Here is a 26810-nt window from a genome sequence, read left to right on the forward strand (position 1 = left end):
GCGTGCGCGGCTTCGGCGGCGGCCGGGTCGGCGGGCGGCAGCGCGGCGGCGGCAGCGGTGGCCTCCTCCCCGAGCCGGTCGGCGACGGCCGCGGCCTCGGCCTGCCAGGCGTCGACCCGCTGCTGCAGCGTGCGGCGGGTGGTCTCGTCGAGCAGCGCGGCCGCGGCCTCGGCGGGCGTGTCGAACCCCGCCCTGAACGCGGCGTCGGCCAGCCGGTCGTCGGCCTCCTTGAGCCCCCGCGCGGTCACCTCGGCGGCCCGCACGGCCTCCGCCGCCTCGGTCAGCAAGGCGATCCGCCGCTCGAGCAGCGTCGCGTGCGCGGCCACACTCCCGGACTCGCCGCGCCCCCGCGCCAGTTCACCCGCCAGAACGGCCTGCTCCTCCTCCAGCGCCTCGCGCCGTGACGTCCGCGCCGCCACCCGCCGCTCGGCCTCACGCAGCGCGGCCCCCCGCTCCTCGTACTCCCGCTCGGCCCGCGCCAGCTCCTCACGCGCGGCATGCGTCTGCGCGGCGAGCGCATGCGCTTCGGCGTACGCCCGGGTGAGCTCGTCGACCTCACGGACGAGATCCGCGACGGCGGGATCGAGGGCCGGGTCGGCGCCGGAGCCATCGGCCGGCGCCGGGTGCGCGGCCGCGGTCCGGACGCGAGCGCCGGGCTCGTCGGCGGCCGTCGACGCCGCGCGCGCCTCCTGCCGCGCCGCCTCCCACGCCTCCGCGGTCGCGGCGACGCCGGTCTCCGCCGCCGTGCGCAGCTCGTCGGCGTGTGTGTACGCGGCGTAGGCGGTGTCCTCGGCGGCGCGGTCGACGTGGCCGGCGGTGGTGCGGGCGGGGGCGGGGTGGGTGGCGGAGCCGCAGACCTGGCAGGGGGCGCCGGGTTCGAGGGCGGCGGCGAGTTCGGCGGCGATGCCGCGCAGACGGCGGGACTTGACGTCGAGCCAGTGCTCGTGGGCCTCGTTCCGGCGCTCGCGGGCGGTCGTCAACCGCTCCCGGGCGGCCGCGAGTTCGGCGGCGAGCTCGTCGCGGCGGCGGGCGGCGGCGAGGCGGCGGCGGGCCGGGGCGAGGCGGCCGGCGAGCTGTTCGGCGCGGGCGGTGGCGTCCTGGGCGGCCTCGATGCGCTGCCGCAGTGCGGTGCGGCGCGGCTCCCAGCCGGCCAGCCAGGCGGCGGCGTCCTGGAGGAACTCCTCGTCGGCACGGGCCTCCCGGTCGAGGCTCGCGCGCTCGGCGGTGATCTCGGCGTGCCGGGCTTCGGCACGGCGGGCGGACTCCAGACCGCCGAGCTCCTCGCGGAGCCGCCGCTCGACCGTGGAGAGGTGTTCGGCGCCGGCGTCGGCGAGGTCGGGCGGCAGCACGGAACGGGCCCGGTCGCGGGCGCTGTTCGCGGTGCGGTGGGCTGCCTCGGCGTGCTCGCGCAGGCCGAGCGCGGGGGCGACGCGGTCGGCCTTGAGGGAGCGGTCGAGGGCGGCCTGCCAGTCGTCGCGCTGCGGGCGGCGGGCGGTCAGCTCCGCCTGGCGGCGGAGCGCGTCGGCGTGCCGGGCCTGCCGGTCGGCGAGTTCGCGGGCGGCGTCGAGCGCGGCGCGGGCGCCGGTCTGCCGCCGCTCGGCGGCGGCGAGGCGCAGCTCGGCGATGTCGAGGGTCTCGCGGGCCTCGCTGCGGGCGAGGGCGGCGCGGATCTGGACGGCCTCGGCGAGGCCGGGTTCGCCGGGCCGCTCCGCCACGTCGGCGGCGCTCCCGGTCCCGGCGGCCTGGGCCATCCGGTGGGCGAGGGCGAGCAGCCGCTCGTCGCCCTCGCGGACCTGGTGCTCGGCGACCCGGCGCAGCTCGGCGAGGCGGTCCTCGACGGCCGCGAAGCGGCGGGTGTCGAAGAGCCGGCCGAGGAGCTTGCCGCGGGCCTCGGCGTCGGCGCGCAGGAAGCGGGCGAAGTCGCCCTGGGGCAGCAGCACGACCTGGCAGAACTGGTCCCGGCTCATGCCGAGGAGCTGGCTGATCTCCTCGCCGATCTCCTGGTGGGAGCGGCTGAGCGCGCGCCACTCACCGGTCCCGGCGTCGCGCTCGCGCAGCCAGCTCTGCGCCTTCTCCGTGGTGAAGCCGCTGCCACGCTTCTTGGGGCGCTGCTGGGCGGGCCGGCGGGTGATCTCCAGGCGCCGCTCTCCGACGGTGAGGTCGAGGGTGACCTCGGTGTACGTGCCGGCGGCGGCGTGGTCGCTGCGCAGTCCGGCGCCGGGGCTCTGCCGGGCGCCGGGAACGGCTCCGTACAGCGCGAAGCAGACGGCGTCGAGGACGGAGGTCTTGCCGGCGCCGGTGGGTCCGTGGAGCAGGAAGAGCCCGGCGGACGACAGGGCGTCGAAGTCGATCTCCTGGGTGGTGCCGAAGGGCCCGAAGGCGGTGACGGCGAGGCGGTGGAGTCTCACCGGCTCACCTCGCGCTCGGCCGCGTCCACCCGGACGTCGTCGAAGGCGCCGTGGAGGACGGTCCGCTCGGCGCCGTCGGGTCCGGCGCCGCCGCGGACGTGCGCGACGAAGTCCTCGGCGATCTGCTGGTCGCTGCGGTCGCGGAGGCGGCTGGCGTAGGAGACGAGGGCGTCGTCGTCGCCGCGCTCGGGGTCGAAGACCAAATTCAGGGTGTGCGGGAAGCGGGCGCAGATCCGGGCCATGGGGTCCGCGGGGCGCACCGGGTCGGTGAGGGTCGCCTCGACCCAGGCGTCCTCGTGGCGGGCGAGGGCGGGGTCGGCGAGCAGGTCGTCGAGGTGGCCGCGGATCCGGGCGAGCGGGCGGGGCACGGGGCAGTCGACACGCTCGGCGAGGTCGACGGCGCCGTCCGCGCCGAGCTCGATCAGCCACATGGTCTTGCGGTGGTCGGCCTCGGAGAAGGAGTACGCGAGCGGGGAGCCGGAGTAGCGGACGCGCGGGGTGATGGTCTGGCTGCCGTGGAGGTGGCCGAGGGCCACGTAGTCGACGCCGTCGAAGACCCCGGCGGGGACGGCGGCGACGCCGCCGACGGTGATGTCGCGCTCGCTGTCGCTGGGTTCGCCGCCGGCGACGAAGGCGTGGGCGAGGACGACCGAGCGGGTGCCTTCGGGGCGGGTGGCGAGGTCGGCGCGGACCCGGTCCATGGCGGCGGCGAGCACGGCCTCGTGGCCGGCCTTCTCGGCGCCGAACTGCTCGCGGACCAGGGCTGGTTCGAGGTAGGGCAGGCCGTAGAGGGCGACATCGCCGTGGGCGTCGGCGAGCACGACGGGGGTGCCGGCGCCGGCCGGGTCGGTGCGCAGGTGAATGCCGGCGCGCTGGATGAGGCCGGCGCCGACGCCGAGGCGGCGGGCCGAGTCGTGGTTGCCGGAGATCATGACGGTGGGCACCCCGGCGTCGGCGAGCCGGTGCAGGGCGGTGTCGAAGAGCTCGACGGCCGCGAGCGGGGGCACGGCGCGGTCGTAGACGTCCCCGGCCACCAGCACCGCGTCCACCTCGCGCTCGCGCACCGTCGCCACCAGATGGTCGAGGAACGCGGCCTGGGCGTCGAGCAGCGCGACCCGGTGGAACGACCGTCCCAGGTGCCAGTCCGACGTGTGCAGAAGCCTCATGGTTCCTGAGCGTATCGGTGGGGTACGACAACGCCGGCCGGCTCTGCGGTGCCGGACCGGGACGCCGGCTCACCCGTCGCCGTATGCCTCGCCGCCCAGTTCGAACGTGGCCTCGCCTGCCGTGGCGTCGGCGAGCCAGGCCGTGAAGTCCGTCACATCGGCGTCGGGCAGCCCGATCTCGATGGTGACGGCCTCCCCGTACGCCACCTCGCGGACGGACCGGCCGGTGGACCGCAGGTCGTTCTGGAGCTTGCCCGCGCGGTGGTGGTCGACGGTGACGGTGGCGAGCCGGTAGCGGCGCCGGGTGATCGTGCCGAGCGCGTCCAGCGCCTCGCCGACGACCCCGCCGTACGCGCGGATGAGCCCGCCCGCGCCGAGCTTCACGCCGCCGTAGTAGCGGGTGACGACGGCGGCGACGTAACGCATCTCGCGCCGCAAAAGCATCTGCAGCATCGGGACCCCGGCGGTGCCGCCGGGCTCGCCGTCGTCCGAGGCCTTCTGGACGGAGGCGTCCGCGCCGATGACGTACGCGAAGCAGTTGTGGGTGGCCGTCGGGTGCTCGCGCCTGATCCTGGCGACGAACGCCTGCGCCTCCTCCTCGGTGGCGACGGGCGCCAGCGCGCAGATGAAGCGCGATCGGTTGATCTCGGTCTCGTGGACGCCCTCGCCGGCGAGCGTGCGGTACTGCTCCTGCATCCCGCCAGCCTATGCGCTCCCCGCGTGCGGGAATCTCCTGGTGATCGTGCCGGTTGCACGGTGCGGCAGACCACGTCACCAGGCCCGCAGGAGGCAGCGCATGTACGGCACCCCGGAGACCGTTCGCAGGATCCTCACCGAGAGCGGCGACACGTGGGCGATCGTGGGGCTGTCCAACAACAGCGCCCGGGCGGCGTACGGGGTGGCGCGGACGCTCCAGCGGTTCGGGAAGCGGATCGTGCCGGTGCATCCGAAGGCGGAGACGGTGCACGGCGAGCAGGGGTACGCCTCGCTCGCGGACATCCCGTTCCCGGTGGACGTGGTCGATGTGTTCGTGAACAGCGAGCTGGCGGGCGCTGTCGCCGATCAGGCGGTCGGGATCGGCGCCAAGGCCGTCTGGTTCCAGCTCGGGGTGGTCGACGTGGAGGCGTACGCGCGGACGCGGGAGGCGGGGCTCGAGATCGTGATGGACCGCTGCCCCGCCATCGAGATACCGCGGCTGGGCTGACGCTACTCCGCCGCCAGGCCCAGGCCCTCCAGGACGACGGCGCCGGGGAGCTCCGCGAGGGCCTTGCCGGGCACGATGAGCTTGCCGCGCCGGCGTCCGCTGCCGATGAGGACCCACTCGGTGTCGACGACGGCGGCGTCCACGAGGACGGGCCAGGCGGCGGGCAGGCCGATCGGGGTGATGCCGCCGTATTCCATGCCGGTGTCGCCGGTCGCGGTCTCGATCGGCGCGAAGCGTGCCTTGCGGGCACCGAGTTCGCGCCGGACGGCGCCGTTGACGTCGACGCGGGTGGCGGAGCGGACGACGCACGCGGCCAGGGTGGTGGTCTCGCCGCGCTTGCCGGCGACGATCACGCAGTTGGCGGAGTCGTCGAGCAGCCGCGGCCCGTAGTGCTCGACGAAGACGGCGGTGTCGGCGATGGCCGGGTCGGTGTCCACGTAGAGGAGCTGCTCGGCCGGCACGGTGCCGCGCCAGGCGCGGACGGCCGCCGCCACGGGGTCGGTGAGCAGGTCGAGGCAGTCGGGGGCGGGTCGGGCGTCGTCGAAGTCTCCGAGAGGTGCGCGCATGCCCGGCACGCTAGCAAGTCGGCTTGCCGCGGCGGCCGTTCGTCTCAGCGGGCGGGCGGGATGGAGACGGCCATCGTCATCACCACGGTCTGGTCGCCGTCGTTGCGGTAGGCGTGCGGCACGTTGCTCTCGAAGACGGCGGAGGTGCCGGCCGGCATCGGGTGCTCCACTCCGTCCACGACGAGGGTGAGCGTCCCGGCGGTGACGTGGAGGAGTTCGGTGGTGCCGTCGGGGTGCGGGTCGGAGGCGCTGCCGTCGCCCGGCATCAGGGTCCACTCCCACAGCTCCAGGGGTCCGCGGGCCTCGGTGCCGACGAGGAGCGTGGTGTGGCTGCCGGTGGAGGTGGACCACATCCGTACGGCCTGCTCCGGCGGCACGAGCCGGACGTGGGGGCCCTGCTCGTAGTCGAGCAGGGTGGTGATCGAGACGCCGAGCGCGTCGGCCAGCTTGACCGTGGTGCCGACGCTGGGGTTCGTGCGGGCCTGCTCGATCTGGATGATCATGCCGCGGCTGACCCCGGCCCTGGCGGCGAGGGCGTCCAGCGTGAAGCCGCGTTCGTTGCGCCAGCGCCTGAGGTTGCGGGCGAGCGACTGGGTGAGCTGATCGAGGTCCGACACTTTCCGTCCAATATCGTGAATGACAGAGTTCAACAGGTTGTACTACCGTGTGGTGCACCCGATTGTTCACTGCACTGTACTGCGAGGCACCCCTGATGACGGCACTGACGGCGGTGTTCGCCCTGGCCACCAGTCTGCTCTGGGGACTCGCCGACTTCGGCGGCGGGCTGCTGACCCGCCGCTTCCCCGCCTTGACCGTCGTGGTCGTCTCGCAGTCCATAGCCGTCGTCGTCCTCAGCACGGTCGTCCTCGCCACCGGCGCGCTCGACGAGGCCGGGCCCCGGCTCTGGTACGCGGTCGCGGCCGGCACGGTCGGCCCCGCCGCGATGCTCGCCTTCTACCGGGCCCTCGCGCTCGGCCCGATGGGCGTGGTCTCCCCGCTCGGCTCGCTCGGCGTGGTCGTCCCCGTCGGCGTCGGCCTGCTCCTCGGCGACCGGCCGGGACTGCTCCAGTTCGCCGGGATCGCGGTGGCGGTCGTCGGTGTCGTCCTGGCCGGCGGCCCCGAACTGCGCGGCGCGCCCGTGCAGCGCCAGGCGGTGCTCCTCACCCTGGTCGCGGCTTTCGGCTTCGGCGCGGTGATGGCCCTGATCTCCGAGGCGTCCACCACTCTGACCGGCCTCTTCCTCGCCCTCTTCGTGCAGCGCGTGACCAATGTCGTCGTGGGCGGCGGCGCCCTGTGGTTCTCCGTCAGGCGCGGCGGCCGCGCCCTGCCGGAGGCCCTGCCGGAGGGCGGCGGCGCCCTCAAGGCCATCGCCCTGGCGCTCCCGGCACTCGCTTTCGTGGGGCTCGCGGACGTCGCCGCGAACGGCACCTACTCACTGGCCGCCCAGCGCGGCCCGGTCACCGTGGCCGCGGTCCTCGCCAGTCTCTACCCCGTGGTCACGGCGCTGGCCGCCCGCGGCGTGCTCAAGGAACGGCTCCGCGCGGTCCAGGCCGCGGGCGCGGGCCTGGCCCTGGTGGGCACGGTCCTGCTGGCGTCCGGCTGACGCGCCGTCAACCGTCCCCCTCGTACGGTCACGCCGTCAGTCACGCGGGGCGCGGTCACGCGGTCAGTCTGACCGCCACGCCGTCGGATGCCGCCCGGAAGACCGACGTGCCGACCGCGGAATCAGCGCTCCAGCTCCGCCAGGTCGTTCAGCTCCTGATCGCCGAGCCCGGCGAGCGCCGCCAGCTGCTCCGGGGTGATGCCGTCCGGTATCGGTCGCGGTGCCGGCGTGCGCAGCGGGGGCTGCCAGCCCTTCTCCGGGTCGTAGGAGCGGACCACCTTCGCGGGCGCGCCCGCCACCACCGCGTGGTCGGGCACCTCGCCCCGTACGACCGCTCCGGCGGCCACCACCACGTTCCGGCCGAGCCGGGCGCCGGGCAGGATCACGGCGCCGGTGCCGAGCCAGCAGCCGGGGCCGATGACGACCGGTTCGGAGCGGGGCCACTGGCGCCCGACGGGCACGTCGGGGTCGTCGTAGCTGTGGTTGGTCGAGGTGATGTAGACGTACGGGCCGCAGTAGGTGTCCGAGCCGATGGTGATGGGCGCGTCGGCGATGACGTGGCTGCCGCGGCCGAGGACGACGCCGTCACCCAGGGTCAGCACCGTGTCCGTGCCCAGGTCGAGGTCGGGCAGCATGCCGGCGGTCAGCGTGACCTGCTCGGCGATGATGCAGCAGGCGCCTATCTCGATCCACCGCTCGCCGAAGACCGTGCCCTGCGGGAACGCGAGCCGGGTGCCCTCGCCGATCCGGCGGAAGCGCAGCCGCCCCGGGTGCTCGGCCGTGACCGCGCCGGCCTGCTGGATCCGGCGCCAGCCGCCCTGCAGCGCGCGGGCGACGGCACGGCGCCGCCAGGCGGTCAGCGATGAGAACGTGTTTCTGTTCCGGGGCACCCGGACACCGTAGTCGGCGGCGTCGCCGCTGATCAGGCCGGTGCGCTGTGATGTCCGTCATGAGCGCGGACTAGGGTGCGGTCCGAGCGCGACCGACACAGCCAGCGATGCAGGAGCGAACGATGTCAGAGATCTCAGGGGCGTTGATCAAGGGCGTGGGCGGCAAGGAGCCGCAGGTGGATCCGACCGCCTTCACCGCCCCGACCTCGGTGGTGCTCGGCGAGGTGACCCTCGGGCCGCGCACCAGCGTCTGGTACCACGCCGTGCTGCGCGCGGACTGCGGGCCGATCGAGCTCGGCGAGGACACCAACGTGCAGGACAACTGCACGGTCCACGTCGACCCGGGCTTCCCGGTGTCGATCGGCGCGCGGGTGACCATCGGCCACAACGCGACCGTGCACGGCTGCGTCATCGAGGACGACGTCCTCGTGGGCATGGGCGCGACCGTCCTCAACGGGGCCCGGATCGGCGCCGGCTCGCTGGTCGCCGCGCAGGCGCTCGTCCCGCAGGGCATGCAGGTGCCGCCGGGCTCCCTGGTGGCGGGCGTGCCCGCGAAGGTGCGCCGTCCGCTGACGGAGGAGGAGCAGGCGGGGCTCCGGCTCAACGCCGAGATGTACCTGCACCTCGCGAAGGCCCACGCAGAGACCTTCGCGGACGAGTAGCCCCGGCGAACCCGAGACCCTGAAGGCGCTATTCGGCGGCGGCCGTCTTCGGGACGGCCGTCTGCTCACCCGAGGCCGAGGCCGCCGAGTGGGCGGCGGCGGCCTTCTTGGCCCGGTTCTTCAGGATCAGCATCGACACCAGGCCGATGAGGACCGCGAGCACCAGGCCGAGCCACGAGAAGCGCTTGAGCCATGCCTCGGCGACGATGCCCACGGTGTAGATGACGGCCGTCGTGCCGCCGGCCCACAGCACGCCGCCGAGGACGTTGGCGATCAGGAACTTCCAGTACGGCATGCGCAGCACGCCCGCGAGCGGTCCGGCGAAGATCCGCAGCAGGGCGACGAAGCGGCCGAAGAAGACCGCCCACATGCCCCACTTCTCGAAGGAGCGCTCGGCGAGGCCGATGTTGGCCTCGCTGAAGTGCTTGGGGAACCGCTTCCCGAGCCTGGTGAGCAGCGGCCGGCCGCCCTTGCGGCCGATCGCGTAGCCGATGGAGTCGCCGACGACCGCGCCGACGCTGGCGCAGGCGCCGAGCACGTACGGGTTGATGTGGCCGTGCTGGGACGCGAGCAGGGCCGAGCTCACGAGGACGATCTCGCCGGGCAGCGGGATGCCCAGGCTCTCGATCCCGATCACCACCCCGACCAGTGCGTAGACGGCGATCGCGGGGATCGTCTCCAGCCATTCCTGGACGTGCACGCGGGTTCCTCTCCCGTGTCGGCGACCGTTTCGGCGACCGTAATCGATCCGGGGCAGCCTACCCCGGCCGCGGTAAGCGGGCTCTAAGCGCGGCCCCGCCCGGGCGGGCTCTGGGCGCCGCCCCGGCCCGGTGCCGCCGGGACCTCGGCCCGCGCCGTCAGCCGGAGTTCGCGGGAGGACGCCCCGACCCACACCTGCCGCCGCCCGGTGCCGAGCACCCAGCGGTGCCGGGCCGGGTCCCAGGAGGACAGCGTCCGCGCGGCGACCGGGACGGTGATCCGGCGGCGTTCCCGGGGGGCGAGCTGGAGCCGCCGGTAGCCGGCGAGCAGCCGGACCGGCTGGTCGATGCCGAGGGCGGCGAGGTCGGGCGAGGGGCCGAGGTAGATCTGCGGCACGTCGACGCCGGTGCGCAGCCCGGTGTTGACGACGGTGAAACTGACGTGGAGCCCGTCACCGGCCGCCGCGACGTCGAGTTCCCCGTACCCGAAGGTGGTGTACGACAGGCCGTGGCCGAACGGGAACAGCGGCGTGACGCCCTGGGCGTCGTACCAGCGGTGGCCGACGTGAATGCCCTCGCCGTACTGCTCGATGCCGCCCTGCCCGGGGTAGCGGCTCGGGTCGCCGGCGGTGGGGTGGGCGTCCGCGGAGCGCGGGAAGGTCTGGGTGAGCCGACCGCCGGGGTCGGCGTCGCCGAAGAGCACGGCGGCGGTGGCGGGCCCGCCCTCCTGGCCCGGGTAGTACATCTGGAGCACGGCCGCGGTGGCGTCGAGCCAGGGCATGGTGACGGCCGACGAGGTGTTGAGGACGACGGTGGTACGGGGGTTGGCGGCCGTCACGGCCGTGATCAGGGCCTCCTGGCGGCCGGGCAGGGCGAGGCCGGTGCGGTCGCGGCCCTCGGTGGCGTCCTCGTAGGCGAAGAGGACGACGCTGTGGGCGCCGCGGGCGGCGGTGACCGCCTCGGTGACGTCGGCGGCCCGGCTGGTGCTGTCGGCGGCCCGCAGCCGGATGAGCTGTCCCTCGGCGCCGCCGCCGGCGGCCACGGTGAGGACGTGGGTGCCGGCGGCGAGACGGCGGTCGGCGCGGCGCAGCTCGAGGCCGTCGGCGGCGCGGCCGCCGAGTCCGCCGGTGAAGTACTCGGCGATGCCCGCCCGGACCGGGAAGAGTTCGGCGCCGTCGAGCAGCACGGTGGGGCGTCGGCCGCTGTAGTGGACGAAGAAGCTCCAGTCGTCGTCGACGGTGGTGGTGAGCGTGCCCTCGTAGCTCCAGGTCTCGCCCGCGGCGATGCCGACGGCGTCGAGGGAGCGGGCGGGTGAGAGGACCCCGCCGGTCTGCGCGAACGGCTTGCCGTAGGGGTCCTCGCCGAGGGCGTACGTGACGGTGGCGCCGTCGCCGGCCCGCGCGCGCAGCGCGTCGAGGGGGCTGATGGCGGCGTCGGGGACGACGTGGGCGCTGCCGCCGCCGCTGACGAACGGCACGGCGCCGGTGGGGCCGATGACGGCGAGCGAGCGTGCGGCCGGGCCGGTGAGCGGCAGCGCGTGGGCCTCGTTGCGCAGCAGGGTGGCACCGGCGACCGCGACGCGCAGCGCGAGCCGCGCCCCGGCGGCCGCGTCCCGCTCGGGCCGGCCCTTGGGATCGGTCCGCGTGGGCCGGTCCGCGGGATCGGTCCGGTCCGCGGGATCGGGCCCGTCCGGCCCGCCCGTGAGCAGGCCGAAGCGTTCGCACACGGTGAGGAGCCGGCGTACGGCGGTGTCGACGGCGGCCTGATCGACGCGTCCTTCGCGTACGGCGCGGGCGAGCGCGGCCCCGTAGTAGCGGCCACCCGGCATCTCCATGTCGCAGCCGGCGGTGAGCGCGGCGGCGGTGGAGTGGACGGCGCCCCAGTCGCTCATGACCCAGCCGTCGAAGCCCCACCGGTCGCGCAGGATGTCGCTGAGGAGCGCGCGGTTCTCGGAGGCGTGGACGCCGTCGACCTTGTTGTACGCGGCCATGACGGCGCCCGCGCCGGCGGCGACGGCGGCTTCGAAGCCGCGCAGTTCGGTCTCGTGGAGGGTCTGTTCGCCGGCCCGGACGTCGACGGTCATCCGGTCGCGTTCCTGGTTGTTGAGGGCGAGGTGCTTGACGGTGGCGATCAGGCCCTCGGCCTGGATGCCGCGGACCTCCGCGGCGACGAGGTCGGCGGAGAGCAGCGGGTCCTCGGCGAAGGTCTCGAAGTTCCGGCCCGCGTACGGGGTGCGGATGAGGTTGACCATCGGCGAGAGCAGCACGTCCTGGCCGAGGGCGCGGCCCTCGCGGCCGATGACCTGGCCGTAGGCGCGGGCGAGTGCGGGGTCGAAGGCGGCGGCGAGCATCACGGGCGCGGGCAGCGCGGTGGCGGGCTCGTGGACGCGGACGCCGGCGGGGCCGTCGGCGAGGCGGAGGGCGGGGATGCCGAGCCGGGGCACGCCGGGCACGTAGCCGGCCTGGCCGAGGTCACGGGGGTCGGTGGCGCCGTGCAGCAGCGCGGTCTTCTCGTCGAGGGTGAGCTTGGCGAGGAGTCGGTCGACCCGCTCGGAGACCGGTCCGGTGGGGATCCGTCGGCCGCGGGCCGTGGCCCGGGCGCCGCCGGGCAGGGCCGGGGCGACGGTGAGGGCCGCCGCGCCGGCGAGGGCGAGCAGCAGCCGGCGCCGGGAGGTCGGGCGGGATGCGCGGGCAAGGGCGGCAGCGGTGGGGGGAACAGCGGGAGAGCCGGCGGATGAGGCGGCGGGAGTGGTGGCTCGGAGGGTGGCGGGGGTGGTGGTCGGCGCGTCCTGGTCGGCGGCCATGTGCCGCGACGGCTCCGGCCGTTCGCGCTGTTCCTGCTGCTCCGGGGTGGGGGCGTGGGGCACGGCGGCGCTCCTTCGGACCGGCACGATTCCGACGATCATGCGTTGATCGCACTATGCGTGACGGTTCGTCCGATTCGGCGCCGCCGTGCCGGGCTGCCCTCAGGGAACCCGGCGCCGGGCCCTGGTCAGTTGTTCGGGCGCAGGGTCCACACGACCGTCATCTCGCCGGTGACGGCACCGTCCTCGCGCGTGATGTCGATCCGCACCGGGAACTCGGGGCGCTGACCGGCGTCGAGTTCGGCGACGACCTCGGCGGCCGGGCGGCCCAGGGTCGCGGTGGCGGTGACGACGCCCATGGCGAGCTTCTTGTAGCCGATCTCGGCCTTGACGGCGAGTGGCACGGCCCGGCCGAGCTGGTCGCCGAAGGCGGCCAGGACGATGGCGCCGCTGGCGGACTCGGCGAGGGTGAACATGGCTCCGGCGTGCGGGCCGCCCACGTGGTTGTGGTAGTCGGCCTGGTCCGGCAGGCGCACCACGGCACGCTCGGAGGTGGTCTCCAGGAACTCGAGGTTGAGGGTCCTGGCCATGGGCACCGTGGCGGCGAGCATCTCGCCGACGGACATCTGGTCTGCGCTCATGAGCCGTGATGTTACCCACGGGTAGCAGACTTGGCCATCCCGTTCCGCCATCCTGTCCGGCAACCCGTTCGGCAACCCGTTCCGCATCCCGTACGGGGGCGGCCGTAGCCTGTGACCGGCCGCACCTCTATCGTTACGGCCCATGTGGCCAGGACAGCAGCCGCCCGGGGGCGAGCAGAACCCGCAGGACCAGAGTCAGAACCCGTACGCCCAGCCGGCACCGCAGCCCGGCTACGGCTACCCCAACCAGCAGCCGGGCGCACAGCCCGGGCCGTACCAGCAGCCGGGTCAGCCCGGACCGGGCCAGCCCGGCGGTTACGGCCAGCCGAACCCGTATCAGCAGCCCACCCAGCAGGGCGGATACGGCCAGCCGAACCCGTACCAGCAGCCGACGGTGCCGCAGTACGCGATGCCGGGCCCCGTCCAGCCGGGCGGTGGTGACGGCAGCGGCGGCAAGAAGAAGCAGACCACCGTGGTGGCGATCGTCGCCGCCGTCGCCGTGCTCGCCGCGGCCGGTGTCGCCGGCTGGCTCGTCCTCGGCAAGGACGACGACAAGAAGAACCAGGCCGACGACCCCAAGCCGAGCCAGTCGACGAGCGCGGCGCCGACCACCTCGTCCTCCCCGTCGCTCGACAACCCGCGCGACGAGGCGTCGCACCAGCCGACGATCCCCGGCTGGAAGGTCGTCTACAACCCCAAGTACGGCACGCTGTTCGACGTACCGCCGGAGTGGGAGCTGTCCAAGCCCGGCACGATCAACTTCTTCGAGGACGAGAAGAAGGGCGACGGCTCCCCCGTCGTCACGATGTCGGCGCCGGCGCACCTCAAGAGCAACTGGTGCTCCTACGACACCAACAAGGACGGCTCCCCGGAGACCTGGGGCCTGAGCACCGCCGGCACCAAGGGCGGCCAGGGCGCCAAGGACACCGCCGAGGCCGCCTACAACGAGGCCGGCAACTGGGTGTGGGCCGGCTACGCCCAGCACATGCCCAAGGGCACGATCAAGATCACCAAGGCCGTGCCGTTCACCACCGCCTCCGGGCTCCAGGGCAGCATGGCCACGGCCGTCGCCCCGAACATCAAGAAGCGGAACAAGTGCGAGTCGGACGGCAAGTCCATCGCCTTCTCCTTCAAGAACGCCAAGGGCGACTTCTCCTCCTTCGTGCTGTACGCCGCCAAGGGCGTCAAGGAGGAGGTGCCGGACGAGACCATCAAGAAGATCGTCTCCACCGTGCGCCTGGCCCCCGAGGCCCCGTCCTCGCAGTCGTGACCGGAGTCATGACCGAGTCGGGAACGGAGCGGGGACCGGGGCCGGAACCCGAATCGGAACCGGAATCCGGACCGGAACGGGGACCGGAGTCGTGATGCGCGACCGGATACCCGACTGGGCCGGGCGGAACTACCTGCTCCTGACCGCCGCCGCGATCGTCACCAACCTGGGCACCCACGGTGCCCTGATCGCGGCGGCGTTCGCCGTCATCCAGTCCGGCGGCGACGGCGGCGACGTGGGCCTGGTGGCGATGGCGCGCACCCTGCCGCTGGTGCTCTTCCTGCTCATCGGCGGCGCGGTCGCCGACCGGGTGCCGCGGCACCGCGTGATGGTCGCCGCCAACGCCCTCAACTGCGTCTCGCAGGCGGTGTTCGCGGTCCTCGTCCTCACCGGCGAGGCCCGGCTGTGGCAGATGATGCTGCTGACCGCGCTGTGCGGCACCGGGCAGGCGTTCTTCAGCCCGGCCGCCGAGGGCATGCTGATGTCCAGCGTCAGCGGCGAACAGGCCGGCCGCGCCTTCGCGCTCTTCCGGATGGCGATGAACGGCGCCGGCATCGGCGGCGCGGCGCTCGGCGGCGCGCTCATCGCCGCCCTCGGGCCCGGCTGGGTACTCGCCGTGGACGCGGCGGCCTTCGCCGTGGCGGGCGCGCTCCGCGCCTTCCTCGACGTCCGGCACATTCCCGAGCGCGCGCCCGGCGGCGGGCTGCTCGCCGATCTGCGGGAGGGCTGGGACGAGTTCGTGAGCCGGCCCTGGCTCTGGTCGATCGTCGCCCAGTTCTCCGTCGTGGTCGCCCTGGTGGGGGCCGCCGAGTCGGTGTACGGACCGCTGGTCGCCCGCGACCAGCTCGGCGGCGCCCGGCCCTGGGGCCTCGCGCTCGCCGCGTTCGGTGTCGGCACGCTGTGCGGCGCGGTCCTGATGGCCCGCTGGAAACCGCGCCGGATGCTGCTCGTGGGCACGCTGTGCGTCTTCCCGATCGCGCTGCCGTCGGCGGCGCTCGCGGTGCCGCTCGACGTGGTCGGGCTGTCGGTGGCGATGTTCGTCAGCGGGGTCGCCATCGAGGGGTTCGGCGTGTCCTGGATGACGGCGCTGCACCAGGAGATCCCGGAGGACAAGCTCTCCCGCGTCTCCGCCTACGACTGGTTCGGCTCCACCGCGATGCTGCCGCTCTCCACCGCCCTCGCCGGCCCCGCGGAGACCGCCTTCGGCCGCGGCACGGCGCTGTGGGGCTCGGCGGCGCTGATCGTGCTGGTGACGGCGCTGGTGCTGCTGGTGCCGGACGTACGGAATCTGACGCGGCGTACGAAACCGGTGGCAGCGTCGGAGGGCAGCCGTGAAGGCGTCGTACGCAGCGAGTCGGCGGACCTGAGCTGACGCGCGGGGGCCGGCGGCCGGCAGGGGCCCGCCGTTCGGACGAGGCAAGCCCAGCAAGCCTGGCGAGAGCCGGAACTGGCCCTCCGGCCGGGCCCCGCTGTTCGGACCAGGCCGGCTGAACAAGCCTGGCGAGAGCCGAATCCGACCCTCCGGCCGGGCCCCGCTGTTCGGACCAGGCCGGCTCGGCAAGCCCGGCAAGAACCGAAACCGGCCCTCGGTCCTCTCCCCCTCCCCGTCTCAGCCGATCCCGAACGCGCCCTCCGGCGGCACCGGCGACGGCACCGCCTCCGCGTCGTGCACCGGCCGTGCGTCGCCCGTGAAGCGGGCGAGCGCCTCGCCCCACTCCACCCGCGCCGGGAAGGGGTCGGCCGCCGTGCGGCGGGCCAGGCCGGCGGTGTCGATCTCCGCGTCGGAGGCGACCAGGACGGCGTTGCCGAAGCGGCGGCCGCGCAGGACCGCCGGTTCGGCGATGAGGGCGAGGTGGGGGAAGACGCCGGCGAAGGTGGCGAGCTGGGAGCGGAGGAAGGCGAAGGGGGCGCCGTCGGCGAGGTTCGCCGCGTAGGTGGCGCCCGGGCGCAGCACGCGGCGGGCCTCGCGGGCGTACTCGACGGAGGTGAGGTGGGCCGGGACCCGTGAGCCGCCGAAGACGTCGGCGATCAGCAGGTCGGCGGAGGCGTCGGGCGCGGCCTCCAGCCAGGCGCGGGCGTCCGCGGCGTGGACCTCGATGCCGGAGCCGGGCGGCAACGGCAGGTGTTCGGCGACGAGCGCGAGCAGCCCCCGGTCGGCCTCGGCGACGTGCTGCCGGGAGCCGGGCCGGGTGGCGGCGACGTAACGGGGCAGGGTGAGCGCCCCGCCGCCCAGGTGCAGCACGTCGAGCGGGGCGCCTTCCTCGGCGACCCGGTCGACGACATGGGCGAGCCGCTGCGCGTACTCGAACTCCAGATGCGCCGGGTCGTCGAGGTCCACGTACGACTGGGGCGCGCCGTCGACCGTGAGCAGCCAGCCCCGCGCGGTGTCCACGTCGGGCATGAGCCGGGCGGTGCCCCAGTCGACGTCACGGACGACGGGAATCGGCTCGTCGTGCTCGTCCTGCTCGTCCTGCTCGTCCTGCTCGCGGTCGTGGAAGTGGTCGTAGTGCTGGGGGTCCTCGTTCACTCCCTCATTGTCCCCACAGGGCCGCGACGGCCTGGGCGTGGGCCGCTGCCTGGGCGCGTCCGGCGCGGGCCGCGGGTGCCCGGCGGGCCGGGTCGAGCGGGTTGCGGCCGAACGCCCGCTTGGACTCGGCGTCGGGCGTGATCACCTCGACCCGCGCCCCGGCCGCGGCGAGCGCGGCGCCCTGTGCGGCCGGCGAGGCGATGACCTTGCTGCCGGCGCCGCTGGGCGCGACGATCACGACCCGCTCGTAGCCGGCGGCGAGGTGGGCGTTGGCGGTGGAGTGGAGGCCGCCGTCGATGTAGCGGTGCCCGGCGAGCTCGGCGACGGGCCAGACGCCGGGGATGGCGCAGCTGGCGGTGACGGCGTCGACGAGCGAGACGCCCGCGTCGGCGCCCTCGAAGGTGGCGAGTTCGCCGCTGTCGGCGTCGACGGCGGTGATCACGAGCCGCCGCTCGGCGGGCCACTCGGTGGCGGGACCGAGCCGGCCGGCGATGACCTGACGGCGGACGGCCGGAGCGACGGTGGTGGCGGCGCCGGCGAGCCGGCCGAGCCGCCGCCCGTACTCCTCCGGGGTGCGGGAACGCAGCACCGCCAGCGCGTACTTCAGGATCTGCCCGAAGCCGAGCCGTGCCGACGGCTCACCGAGCGGGTCGCCGAGCTGACTCTCGTACAGCGCGTCGAGCGGGAACTTCCCGGAGGTCAGCTGGGCGCCGACGATCGCGCCCGCGGAGCTTCCGACGATCAGATCGGCGGTCGTCAGATCCGTCCCGGCCTCGGCGAGGCCCTGCAGAAGCCCGATCTCCCACCCCCCACCGGTCACGCCGCCCGCGCCCAGTACCAGTGCCGTCTGCCTCGCTGTCTCGGTCATGATCAGAGTGTGGCGGACGGTCGGAGACCCGTGTCCCGCGGGGCCCGGAATGCGGCGCTCCGGCCGAGGTGCCGACGGGGACGGCCGGTGCGGCGGCGCGCCCGTGACACGGGTGCCGCGAGCGCATGCCACCGCACCACACCGGTGCCGCCCGGCGTCACCGTCCGGCGCGCGGCCCGCGGGTGCCGGCGGCACCGGGTCGGCGTGGTCCGGGTGCGTTTCCTACGCCGGTACGGCGAGGGCGACGCACCCGGACCACCCCGACGACGTCGGCGCACCGCGCGCCGCGCACCCCGCGCCCGGGTCAGAGCACCTCGGTCACCGTGCCCGCGCCGACCGTGCGGCCGCCCTCGCGGATGGCGAAGCCGAGGCCCGGCTCCAGGGGCAGGTCGCGGCCGAGCTCGACGGTCATGGTGACCGTCTCGCCGGGGCGGGCCACGCCCTGGTCGCCGAGGTCGACGGCGCCGACGACGTCGGCCGTGCGGAGGTGGAACTGCGGCCGGTAGCCGGTCGAGACGGGCGTGCGGCGGCCGCCTTCGGCGGCGGACAGGACGTGCACCCGGGCCGTGAAGCGGCGGCGCGGCTCGACGCTGCCGGGCCGGGCCACCACATGACCGCGGCGGACCGCGCCGCGCGGCACGCCGCGCAGCAGCAGCGCCACGTTGTCGCCGGCCTGCGCCGACTCCATCGGGCGGCCGAAGGTCTCGACACCGGTGACGACGGTCTCGGTGTCCGCGTCCGCGCCGAGGACGGCGACCCGGTCGCCGACCCGGACGGTGCCGCGCTCGACGGCGCCGGTGACGACGGTCCCGCGGCCGGAGATGGTGAGCACGCTCTCCACCGGCATCAGGAACGGCGCCTCCACATACCGCACCGGCACCGGCACGTACGTGTCCACCGCGTCGAGCAGCGCCTCCACGGCTGCCGTCCAGCGCGGGTCCCCTTCCAGGGCGCGCAGCCCGGACACCCGGACGACCGGCAGGCAGTCGCCGCCGTACCCGTGCGCGGTGAGCAGCTCGCGTACCTCCAGCTCGACCAGGTCGGTCAGCTCGTCGTCGGCGCCGTCCGCCTTGTTGAGCGCCACCACGATGTGGTCGACGCCGACCTGACGGGCCAGCAGGACGTGCTCGGAGGTCTGCGGCATGATCCCGTCGAGCGCGGAGACGACGAGGATCGCCCCGTCGAGCTGCGCCGCGCCGGTGATCATGTTCTTGACGTAGTCGGCGTGTCCCGGCATGTCGACGTGCGCGTAGTGCCGGGTGTCCGTCTCGTACTCGACGTGCGCGGCGTTGATCGTGATGCCGCGTCGCGCCTCCTCGGGCGCGCGGTCGATCCGGTCGAACGGCACGTACGTCGTCGGGCCGCCGGTGCCGCGCTCGCTGAGGACCTTGGTGATGGCGGCGGTGAGGGTGGTCTTGCCGTGGTCGACGTGGCCCATGGTGCCGATGTTGAGATGCGGCTTGGTGCGTGCGTACGCCTGCTTGGACGTGCGGGACGACGTGTTGGACGTGCGGGACGTGTGGGACGTGTGGGACATGCTCGATCGCTCGATTCGCTGCTCGAAGCGTGTGCGGGGACCCCTGGGCCGGACCGACCCTCCCCCTCTGGGGTCCGCCGGACTATCCGGGAAGGGTCAGCTTCGGTCGCCGCCGAGCGTCGCGACTGCGGTCGGAACGGCAGCCTTCGGCGCGTCCGCGACTGCGGACGGCGCTGCGAGGAAGGCGTACCGGGACATGCCCACGATGATCCGGGTTCGCCGCGTCCCCGTCGAGCGAATTTCGGTGCGCTCAGAGGTTCTTGAGCGCCTCGCGGACCGAGAGCGGGGAGAAGCGGGAGGTGTTGTGGGTGACGAAGTCGCGGACCTCGTCGGGCGCGGTCTTGGCGTACTCGCGCAGGCTCCAGCCGATCGCCTTGCGGATGAAGAAGTCCGGGTGCGCGGAGCGCAGCAGGCAGTAGGAGAAGAGCCGGCCGGCGTCGGTGGCGGTCTTGTAGCGGAGCTGGTGGAGCAGTGCGGTGCGGACGATCCAGAGGTCGTCGTCGGCGATCCACTCGTCCATGTCGGAGACGAGCGCGGGGTCGGCGAGGACCAGGCCGCCGACGACGTGGGCGGCGAGGTGGTCGACGGTGTCCCACCAGGAGACGGTGGTGACGAGGGTGCGGGCGACCGGCAGGAAGGCGGAGGAGCAGCGCCTGACGTGCCGGCGCAGGTAGTCGACGGCGAAGTAGTGGTACTCCCGCTCGGGCAGCGCGAAGCAGCGCAGCGCGATCGCCGTGCAGTCGGCCTCGCGGGGCGCGGGGAGCCCGTCCAGGACGGTGCGGGACAGGGCGCGGCGCTCGGGCGTGCGCAGACCGAGGAAGGGGGCCACGCCCTTCATGTACGCGACCATCTCCTGGGCCCGGAAGGGGTCGCCCGCGGCGGGGTAGACCTCGGTCAGGCGGGTGAGGACGGTGTCGGCGAGGGCGCTTTCGGGGGCGGCGGGCGTGATGACCTCGGTCATGTCCTTCACGATAGGGGCCCGATCTGACAGTGGGGCCAGGCGTCGCGGGCCGGGTGCTGGTTCGGCAGCGGCACGAGGCGTCGCGGGCCGGGCGCGGCCCGGGGCGCGGTCCGACAGCGGCACTGGGCGCCGCCGGCCGGGCGCGGCCCGCCGCCGGCGCGAGGCGCCGCGGGCCGGGCGCGGACCGGGCGCGGCGCTCGTCACGGCGGGAGGGGCGTGCAGCGGTACGGCGATCACATCCGCCTGTCGGTTACGCTCCCCAGGTGCTTCTGTCGCCCAAGGCCCGGCTGACCTATCTGGCCGTGATCCTGCTGTCCGCGGGGGTGTCGGTGCTGCTCTTCCAGCCGCAGCGGCTGCTCTCGGCGGGCTGGCCGCCGCAGTGGGGCGGCGCCGGCGCGGTGGTCGTCTTCGGCCTGGCGTACGGGGTGTGCACGGCGGCCCTGGTTCCGCGGCCGATCCTGAACCTGGCGGCGGGCGCCCTCTTCGGCACCGCGGCCGGCTTCACCGCGGCCCTCGCCGGCACGGTCCTCGGCGCGGGCCTCTCCTTCGCGCTGGGCCGCGCGCTCGGGCAGGACGCGCTCCGCCCGTACGTCCGCGGCCGCTGGCTGCAGGCGGCGGACGGCCAGCTGAGCCGGCACGGCTTCCGCTCGATGCTGGCGATCCGGCTGTTCCCGGGGATGCCGTTCGCGGTGGCCAACTACGGGGCCGCCATCTCCCGGATGCGCTACCTCCCCTTCCTGCTGGCCACCGGCCTCGGCTCCGTACCGAACACGATCGCGTACGTCGTCGCGGGCAGCGAGGCCACCTCCCCCACCTCCCCCGCCTTCCTGATCTCGACCGGCTTCATCGTGCTGTCGGCGGCGGTCGCGGCGGTGGTCGGCTGGCGCAAGCGGCACCATCTGCGCAGGCCGGCCGACGCGGAGGCCCAGGCGGCGGCCCCGGAGCGCGAGCACGCGGCCGTATAGTCGCCGCAGCTTCACGCGCTGGGGAGGCGTCATGAGCGTGCGGGACACCGAGGACGTCGAGGACGTCGGGGAGATCGAGGACACCTGGCGACGACCGTGGTGGCTCGTGCTCGGCGGGGTCGTCTCGTCGGCCATGGCGTGGGCGGTGGTGGACTTCTGGATCACGCCGTTCGGCGCCGGCTTCCCTGACGACTGTGCGCGCGGGCCGCGCGGCGGCTGCGTCGCCGACGGCTTCGAGATCCACTGGGTGCCCGGCATCGTGTTCGCGGTCCTGCTGCTCCCGGCCTTCGCGGTGACGGTGATGGGTCTGGTCACCGACCGCTGGCCGCCGGCGCTCGGGCTCGCCGTGGGATGCGCGGGCGGCGGGGCCTACGCCCTCGTCCGGGGCGGGACCAAGGCGCACGTCATCTTCGCGGTCGTGCTCTTCGCGCTCGCGGCCACGGCCCTGTCCCTGACCGGGCTGCGGAAGCTGCGCTCGGCACACCGCGAGTCCCGGGAGGACTGGCTCCGCCAGTGACCCGACCGCCCCTCACCCGGGCGTTTCCCCACCCTTCACCGACCGTTTACCCGTCCCGGGGACCGCCCGCCGCCCCGTGAACGATCACGTCACTCCGTGCCTGTACGCTGCGCACCGACCATATGACCGCACACGTACATCCGGGACGGCCCTGGCCCCATGAGTTGGTTCGAATCATTCATCCTCGGACTCGTCCAGGGGCTGACGGAGTTCCTTCCCATCTCCTCCAGCGCGCACCTGCGGCTCACCGCCGCGTTCGCCGGCTGGCAGGACCCGGGAGCCGCGTTCACCGCCATCACCCAGATAGGCACCGAGACCGCGGTCATCATCTACTTCCGCAAGGACATCGCACGGATCGTCTCCACCTGGTTCCGCTCGCTCTTCGACAAGGCGCTGCGCCAGGACCACGACGCCCAGATGGGCTGGCTGGTCATCGTCGGCTCGATCCCGATCGGCGTTCTCGGTGTCACGCTCAAGGACCAGATCGAGGGCCCGTTCCGCGATCTGCGGCTCACCGCCACCTCTCTGATCGTCATGGGCATCGTGCTCGGCATCGCGGACCGGCTCGCGGCCCGCGACGAGATGGGCGGCCGGCACCGGGCGGCGCGCGAGCGCAAGACGCTGGCGGAGCTCGGCGTGCGGGACGGCCTGATCTACGGCGTCTGCCAGGCGATGGCGCTGATCCCCGGCGTCTCCCGGTCCGGCGCGACCATCTCCGGCGGTCTGCTCATGGGCTACACCCGTGAGGCCGCCGCCCGCTACTCCTTCCTCCTCGCCATCCCGGCCGTGCTCGCCTCGGGCGGCATGGAGCTCAAGGACGCGGCCCAGGACGGCGGCGTCTCCTGGGGCCCGACGATCTTCGCCACGATCATCGCCTTCGCCGTCGGCTACGCGGTGATCGCCTGGTTCATGAAGTTCATCACCACCAAGAGCTTCATGCCCTTCGTGTACTACCGGATCCTGCTCGGCGTCCTGCTGATCGTGCTGGTCTCGGCCGGTGTGCTCAGTCCGCACGCCGGCGAGTCCGCCGGCTAGGCGCAGACATGCAGCGCTGTGCGGCACGTTCCAGCGCCCGACCGAGGGCGGCTTCCGCACAGCGAAAGGGGGACCCGGAAGGGCCCGCACGGCGCCGGCCGTGCGGGCCCTTCCGTACGGAGGGAAGCCGGAAACGAGTGCCGGAGGGTGCTAGGCCGGACGCCGTCCCCAGGCCGAGATCAGCGGCGCGAGGGTCAGGTCGAGTTCGCCCGCGTCGACGGCGGCCAGGTGCGCGTCGATCTCGGCGTCGTCGGCCAGACCGGCCGCGAGCAGCTCACCGCGCACGTGCCGGATGGTCGCCGCCTCCAGCCGGTCGCAGGCCGGCCCGCCGACCGGGAACGTGCCCGCCGCGGCGACATCCACCAGACCGGCCTCGCGCAACGCCCGCGGCAGTGTCCTTCCGTAGCGCAGGTCCGCGCCGCGGCGCGCCAGCAGCTCACGGACCGCGTCGCGCAGCCGGTTGGCCCGCCGCTGCGCGGGGCCGCTCTCGTCCAGGCACGCCAGCGGCTGCAGAGCGGTGTCGGCGTCCTCGATCAGCAGCCGGCCACCGGGCCGGAGCGCCGCCGCCATCGTGGCCAGCGCGCGGGCCCGGTCGGGCACATGGACCAGCACGAGCCGGGCGTGCACCAGATCAAACGTCCCCGGCTCCGGAGGGGGATCAGCGGCGACGTCGTGCCGCCGCACCTCGTAGCCGTCACCGGCCCCCAGCCACGACGGGTTGATGTCCGTCGCCAGTACGTACCCGGTCGGACCGACGGCCGCCGCGAGCGCCTCCGGGACACCGGGGCCACCGGCCCCCACCTCCCAGCAGCGCCACCCGGCCCCGACCCCCAGCCGGTCGAAATGCCCGCGCGTCACCCCGTCGAACAGCTCGGCCAGCCACACGAACCGCTCGCCCGCCTCGGCACGCGCGTTGTCCAGCAGGTACCCGCGGGCGGCAGCGGGCTCGCCACCGGGCGCGGCACCCCCGCCCGACGGATCCGAGCGGTCATCGACATGCGGCGAGCGAGGCAAGGAAGTCATGACCACATGGTCGGCCTTCCGGGCCGCCGGCGCCACGACGGCGGGCGAGCGATGCCTCACACGAACGGCCAACCCCACAGTTCCCACAGTGCAGTTGTGCGCCGTGCAGCACCGCGAGGGGTGGCGGAGCCCTGCCCGCCTGACCTTCGCCGTCACATCTTCACCGAATGGTCACCACGTGATGATCGTTGGGTCCGCACGCCTTCTCATCCGCCTCGTGGCCGGAATATCATAGCCCTGCGTTCCGGTCAGCTCGCTGTGTGTGACGCGTGGGGGTGCTGTTCGTCTGGGTGGCCGGTTTCGCGTTTCGTCATCGGATCCGTGACTCATGGAATTGGGTGACCCATGCCTCCTCGGCTCGTCGGCCATAAAGGCTCTCTGGCGGGACAGCAGTTTCCGATCGGCGCCACACCTCTCACCCTGGGTCGCAACAGCGACAACAGCGTGGTGATAACGGTGGGGAACGTCTCGCGCTTTCACGCCGAGGTGCGTCGCGAACGCCACGGATTCGTCCTCTACGACAGCGGCAGCAGCAATGGAACACGCGTCAACGGGACGCGAGTCACCTCTCACGAACTGCAGCCCGGGGACCTCATCGAGATCGGCACCGAGACGTTCCGCTTCGAAGCGGCGGACGCGATGGAGACCATCCTCGACCTCTCCGTGCTCGGGCCGGTCGCTCCGTCCGCGGCGACCCTCGCGGCAGGACCGGTACTGAACGTCACGGTGACCGGCGGCGGCCCCGTCGGTCTGAGCTTCGCCCTCCTCCTGGAAAGCCTCATGGGGCCCCGCGTGTCCATCACCGTGTACGACGGCCGGTGGGTCCAGGACGGGGCGAAGGTCGTCTGGAAGAGCGAAGGGCAGGGCAACGTCAGGCGGCAGCAGGTCGTCACCGTGCAGAGCCGCCAGTACCTGAACCTCCCCGAAGAGGTTCAGGACCGGCTTTTCCGCGGCGACGCGTACTCCGAAATGTGGCCGGTCGGCCCCGATTCGCTCCGTGGCCGCAAACCGAGGAACCTGCGGATCGCCTACATCGAGGACACCCTCCTCGAATTGGCCAACGAGAAGCCGGAGCGCATCCGACTGGTTCCCGAGGTGTTCGACCCGGCCGAGTACCAAAAGGCGGAGACCCGGGGCCATGTACTCGCCGTCTGCGAGGGAGGCCGCTCCCGAACGCGCGAGTATTTCACGGACAGGTTCGGCAACGCCGACAAGTCCATCTACTCGCTGAACGGGCAGCACATTCAGGATGTCGTCCTGGGCCTGCGCGTCAAATCGACGCTGACGGACCCCATGACGGTCCTGCTGACCGTGGCCCAGAACCGCTTCCTCCTCAACGCCCTGCGCGGCGAGGGATTCCTGAACATGCGGCTCACGGACGCCGAGGCCGCGGAAGTGATCGGTATCGACCCGGTCCGGCACGTCTTCGAGGAATGCATCGCCTCGCGCCCGTGCGTCATGGGACGGGACGACCACGGCGACTTCCAGTGCTCGACGCACAGCACGCTCTTCCTGCCCGCCATGGTCAGGGGTTCGGCGCTGTGGAAGCGGGTGCTGGAGGGGCTGGCGCTGTTCGGCGTCGCCGAGCGGGACCTGAGCGCCGTCACGGCGTTCCGGCTCGACATGGTGCAGCGGCCCAGGTTCACCACCCGGCTGTTCCCGGCCACGTCGACGACCCCGGGAACCTACGGATTCCTGCTCGGCGACGCCGCCAACGCGATCCACTTCTGGCCCGGTCGCGGGCTCAACAGCGGCCTGGGCTCGGCCATTTCGCTGGCCCGGTCCCTCAACGGCGCCTGGACCGGCAGGGCGTTCCGGGACGCCGACTTCGCCCGCCACGAAGCGGCCATGTCCATGCTCCAGTACCGGCACAAGAGCCGTGCCTGGAACACGATGATCACCACCGACGAGAACGGCGTCAGCCGCGCGATCAAGGAGAAGATCGCCCAGAGCATCGCGGAGTCCGAAGGGAAGGACCTGGAGCGGGACGCGGACATCGACGCGCTCATGGAACGGCTCCGGGGAATCCGCGACCGGCTGGCACCGCGCGTTCCCGGCATGCCCGACGACGCGACCCTCCGGAACCACCTGGAGACGCTCGACTCCTCCACCCTGCGGACCCTGTGGGAGAGCGGCGCCTGGGACACCCTGATGGTCGGCGGCGAGGAAGTGGACATCGACATCTTCTACCAGCCGGCCGCATCGGCCAGGACCGACGCACCCAAGGCCCCCGCCCCGCGCTGATCTCGCGAGTCCCGCACCGCTCGTGTCCGTTCCCGCGCCCCGTTCACGGCGGCTCGTCGCCCCGCTGCCGCTCCTGCTCCAGCAGGGCAGGCAGGTCTCCGAGGCGGTCGAGGCCGTGAACGGCCTGGGACATCCGGGGGTTGCGACCGAGCGTGCCGCAGTGGTGGGACGTGGTGCGTCCAGCCCGTGTCCCGCACCTGCCGCAGCACCGTCGCGAGACAGCGGGCCGACACGGTGTCCGCATCGAGTTCGCTCCACCACTCGGGCAGGGCCGCGGTGTGCCGGAGGGCGTTCGACGTCCGGCAGTCCTCGCCGAAGTACGAGTAGAGCTGCCAGACGTACTCGCGCCGCCCGGCGATCTGCCGGACGAAGCCCTCGACCGAGTTCAGCGGTGCCTCGCCCGCCCGGTACGCGGCCTCCGCCGCCTCCACGCACTCGCCCGGGTCGAGCAGGCCCAGGTTCAGGGAGGAGGACAGCAGGCTGTGGCTCATGGTGTCGTCTTCGGCGAGCATCGCGGCCTCGTGGGCGCCGAAAACGGCCAGCCGGTGACGCACGAAGCGGCGCAGTGCGGCGCGTGCCTCCCTGCGGTCCGCGGGGAAGAGCCGCGGTCCGTCGCGACCGACGAACGAGATCCCGCCCTCGCGCTCCCATCGGTCGAGGTCCCGGCGGACCTCTTCGTCGACGGCGTCCTCACGGGGACGGTAAGGAGCGTCGGCGCCCAGCGTCGGGGCCCGTCGTGGTGGCGGTTCCCTGTTGCCGTGGTCGAGGTTCCACGTGCCGCCGACCGGTCCGCCGCCCTCCATCAGGAGGTCGTGGTCGCGTCGGACGTTGCGGTAGAAGGCCTCCATGCGGACACTCGTTGCCCGCGCGCCCAGGTGGCGAAGTCCTCCTGACGGACGAGGAAGCCGCGGGGTGGCAGGACGGCGACGCGGTTTTGGGACCGTACCAGCGCCAGTGCCGCCCGGGACTCGGTCATCACCACGCGGGCGTCACGCGAAGGTCCGTCGCCGCCCGGCGCGAGGAACGCGGGTCCCAGTCGGTCACCGAACAGCCAGTGCGTACCGGTCATGGCGGCCCCGTCCCTTTCCGTGTCCGCGGTGCGCATGTCGCACCACCCGTTCTTCGGCGCGCGGACGCGCCCCGGATGCGACGGACCGCGTGTCGCGCACGGCGCGGGACGAGCCGCCCCACGGTCGGGCCGACGCCCGTCCGACGAGCGAGG

At 73.8% G+C, this 26810-nt stretch carries 23 protein-coding genes and 1 pseudogene; 9 read left to right on the forward strand and 15 right to left on the reverse strand.

The window, feature by feature from the left end:
* The 3 genes from ACWEV0_RS19580 to ACWEV0_RS19590 form a co-directional block, all read right to left on the reverse strand.
* Positions 1-2408, reverse strand: a 2408-nt coding sequence (locus tag ACWEV0_RS19580; protein WP_453150573.1) for an AAA family ATPase, incomplete at its 3' end; no start/stop codon positions are given.
* The gene (locus ACWEV0_RS19585) at positions 2405-3574 is read right to left on the reverse strand and encodes an exonuclease SbcCD subunit D (protein ID WP_453150574.1); all 1170 of its coding nucleotides are present in this window, start codon (positions 3572-3574) and stop codon (positions 2405-2407) included. The genes ACWEV0_RS19580 and ACWEV0_RS19585, both read right to left, overlap by 4 nt.
* 69 nt (positions 3575-3643) lie before the next feature.
* Positions 3644-4270: a YigZ family protein gene (locus tag ACWEV0_RS19590; RefSeq protein ID WP_453150575.1), complete on the reverse strand. Its 627-nt coding sequence runs from the start codon at positions 4268-4270 to the stop codon at positions 3644-3646.
* Between the two features lie 100 nt (positions 4271-4370).
* Between ACWEV0_RS19590 and ACWEV0_RS19595 the strand changes: the two genes are divergently transcribed.
* Entirely contained in the window at positions 4371-4778 is a 408-nt protein-coding gene (locus ACWEV0_RS19595) for a CoA-binding protein (RefSeq protein ID WP_453150576.1), read from the forward strand.
* Between the two features lie 2 nt (positions 4779-4780).
* Here ACWEV0_RS19595 and ACWEV0_RS19600 read toward each other — a convergent pair whose 3' ends face one another.
* Both ACWEV0_RS19600 and ACWEV0_RS19605 read right to left on the reverse strand, forming a co-directional pair.
* Positions 4781-5344, reverse strand: coding sequence for a YbaK/EbsC family protein (locus ACWEV0_RS19600; protein WP_453150578.1), 564 nt, complete (start codon positions 5342-5344; stop codon positions 4781-4783).
* Positions 5345-5388: 44 nt separating this feature from the next.
* Positions 5389-5961 (reverse strand): helix-turn-helix domain-containing protein, encoded by a 573-nt coding sequence (locus ACWEV0_RS19605; RefSeq protein ID WP_453150579.1) that lies wholly within the window; start codon positions 5959-5961, stop codon positions 5389-5391.
* A gap of 104 nt (positions 5962-6065) precedes the next feature.
* Between ACWEV0_RS19605 and ACWEV0_RS19610 the strand changes: the two genes are divergently transcribed.
* On the forward strand, positions 6066-6947 hold the full coding sequence (locus ACWEV0_RS19610; RefSeq protein WP_453150629.1) for an EamA family transporter: 882 nt from the start codon (positions 6066-6068) through the stop codon (positions 6945-6947).
* Positions 6948-7069: 122 nt separating this feature from the next.
* On the opposite strand, the gene ACWEV0_RS19615 is transcribed toward ACWEV0_RS19610, so the two are convergent.
* Entirely contained in the window at positions 7070-7837 is a 768-nt protein-coding gene (locus ACWEV0_RS19615) for an acyltransferase (RefSeq protein WP_453150580.1), read from the reverse strand.
* A 122-nt stretch (positions 7838-7959) separates the two neighbouring features.
* On the opposite strand from ACWEV0_RS19615, the gene ACWEV0_RS19620 reads away from it, so the two are divergent.
* Complete coding sequence (locus ACWEV0_RS19620) at positions 7960-8499, forward strand: gamma carbonic anhydrase family protein (RefSeq protein ID WP_403789293.1); 540 nt, start codon at positions 7960-7962, stop codon at positions 8497-8499.
* A 28-nt stretch (positions 8500-8527) separates the two neighbouring features.
* Here ACWEV0_RS19620 and ACWEV0_RS19625 read toward each other — a convergent pair whose 3' ends face one another.
* The 3 genes from ACWEV0_RS19625 to ACWEV0_RS19635 all read right to left on the reverse strand — a co-directional run bounded on the left by ACWEV0_RS19625 (position 8528) and on the right by ACWEV0_RS19635 (position 12626).
* Entirely contained in the window at positions 8528-9199 is a 672-nt protein-coding gene (locus ACWEV0_RS19625) for a DedA family protein (RefSeq protein WP_453150581.1), read from the reverse strand.
* An 83-nt stretch (positions 9200-9282) separates the two neighbouring features.
* Positions 9283-12063 carry a glycoside hydrolase family 3 C-terminal domain-containing protein gene (locus tag ACWEV0_RS19630; RefSeq protein ID WP_453150582.1) on the reverse strand — a complete coding sequence of 927 codons (2781 nt, stop codon included), beginning with the start codon at positions 12061-12063 and terminating at the stop codon, positions 9283-9285.
* A gap of 125 nt (positions 12064-12188) precedes the next feature.
* On the reverse strand, positions 12189-12626 hold the full coding sequence (locus tag ACWEV0_RS19635) for a DUF4442 domain-containing protein (RefSeq protein WP_453150630.1): 438 nt from the start codon (positions 12624-12626) through the stop codon (positions 12189-12191).
* A gap of 157 nt (positions 12627-12783) precedes the next feature.
* On the opposite strand from ACWEV0_RS19635, the gene ACWEV0_RS19640 reads away from it, so the two are divergent.
* Positions 12784-13911, forward strand: coding sequence for a hypothetical protein (locus tag ACWEV0_RS19640; protein ID WP_453150583.1), 1128 nt, complete (start codon positions 12784-12786; stop codon positions 13909-13911).
* 94 nt (positions 13912-14005) lie between these two features.
* Positions 14006-15283 carry an MFS transporter gene (locus ACWEV0_RS19645; RefSeq protein WP_453150584.1) on the forward strand — a complete coding sequence of 426 codons (1278 nt, stop codon included), beginning with the start codon at positions 14006-14008 and terminating at the stop codon, positions 15281-15283.
* Between the two features lie 237 nt (positions 15284-15520).
* Here the strand turns inward: ACWEV0_RS19645 and ACWEV0_RS19650 are convergent, their stop codons facing one another.
* From ACWEV0_RS19650 to ACWEV0_RS19665, 4 genes are all read right to left on the reverse strand, one after another.
* Positions 15521-16312, reverse strand: coding sequence for a spermidine synthase (locus tag ACWEV0_RS19650; protein ID WP_453150631.1), 792 nt, complete (start codon positions 16310-16312; stop codon positions 15521-15523).
* A gap of 130 nt (positions 16313-16442) precedes the next feature.
* The gene (locus tag ACWEV0_RS19655) at positions 16443-17306 is read right to left on the reverse strand and encodes a patatin-like phospholipase family protein (protein WP_453150585.1); all 864 of its coding nucleotides are present in this window, start codon (positions 17304-17306) and stop codon (positions 16443-16445) included.
* A gap of 304 nt (positions 17307-17610) precedes the next feature.
* Positions 17611-18843 carry an elongation factor Tu gene (gene tuf, locus ACWEV0_RS19660; RefSeq protein ID WP_453150586.1) on the reverse strand — a complete coding sequence of 411 codons (1233 nt, stop codon included), beginning with the start codon at positions 18841-18843 and terminating at the stop codon, positions 17611-17613.
* Between the two features lie 250 nt (positions 18844-19093).
* Positions 19094-19804 carry a DNA alkylation repair protein gene (locus ACWEV0_RS19665; RefSeq protein ID WP_453150587.1) on the reverse strand — a complete coding sequence of 237 codons (711 nt, stop codon included), beginning with the start codon at positions 19802-19804 and terminating at the stop codon, positions 19094-19096.
* Between the two features lie 263 nt (positions 19805-20067).
* Here ACWEV0_RS19665 and ACWEV0_RS19670 point away from each other — a divergent pair, with 263 nt between their 5' ends.
* The 3 genes from ACWEV0_RS19670 to ACWEV0_RS19680 all read left to right on the forward strand — a co-directional run bounded on the left by ACWEV0_RS19670 (position 20068) and on the right by ACWEV0_RS19680 (position 22321).
* Complete coding sequence (locus ACWEV0_RS19670; RefSeq protein WP_453150588.1) at positions 20068-20769, forward strand: TVP38/TMEM64 family protein; 702 nt, start codon at positions 20068-20070, stop codon at positions 20767-20769.
* 31 nt (positions 20770-20800) lie between these two features.
* Complete coding sequence (locus tag ACWEV0_RS19675; RefSeq protein ID WP_453150589.1) at positions 20801-21286, forward strand: hypothetical protein; 486 nt, start codon at positions 20801-20803, stop codon at positions 21284-21286.
* 159 nt (positions 21287-21445) lie between these two features.
* On the forward strand, positions 21446-22321 hold the full coding sequence (locus ACWEV0_RS19680; RefSeq protein WP_453150591.1) for an undecaprenyl-diphosphate phosphatase: 876 nt from the start codon (positions 21446-21448) through the stop codon (positions 22319-22321).
* A gap of 150 nt (positions 22322-22471) precedes the next feature.
* Here the strand turns inward: ACWEV0_RS19680 and ACWEV0_RS19685 are convergent, their stop codons facing one another.
* Positions 22472-23335 carry a methyltransferase domain-containing protein gene (locus tag ACWEV0_RS19685; RefSeq protein WP_453150632.1) on the reverse strand — a complete coding sequence of 288 codons (864 nt, stop codon included), beginning with the start codon at positions 23333-23335 and terminating at the stop codon, positions 22472-22474.
* A gap of 354 nt (positions 23336-23689) precedes the next feature.
* Here ACWEV0_RS19685 and ACWEV0_RS19690 point away from each other — a divergent pair, with 354 nt between their 5' ends.
* Positions 23690-25588, forward strand: coding sequence for an FHA domain-containing protein (locus ACWEV0_RS19690; protein WP_453150592.1), 1899 nt, complete (start codon positions 23690-23692; stop codon positions 25586-25588).
* 158 nt (positions 25589-25746) lie between these two features.
* On the opposite strand, the pseudogene ACWEV0_RS19695 reads toward ACWEV0_RS19690, so the two are convergent.
* Positions 25747-26657 (reverse strand): annotated as a pseudogene (locus tag ACWEV0_RS19695) (cryptochrome/photolyase family protein); the annotation flags it as partial.
* Positions 26658-26810: the final 153 nt, after the last annotated feature.

This window comes from Streptomyces sp. NPDC003943, assembly GCF_053605265.1.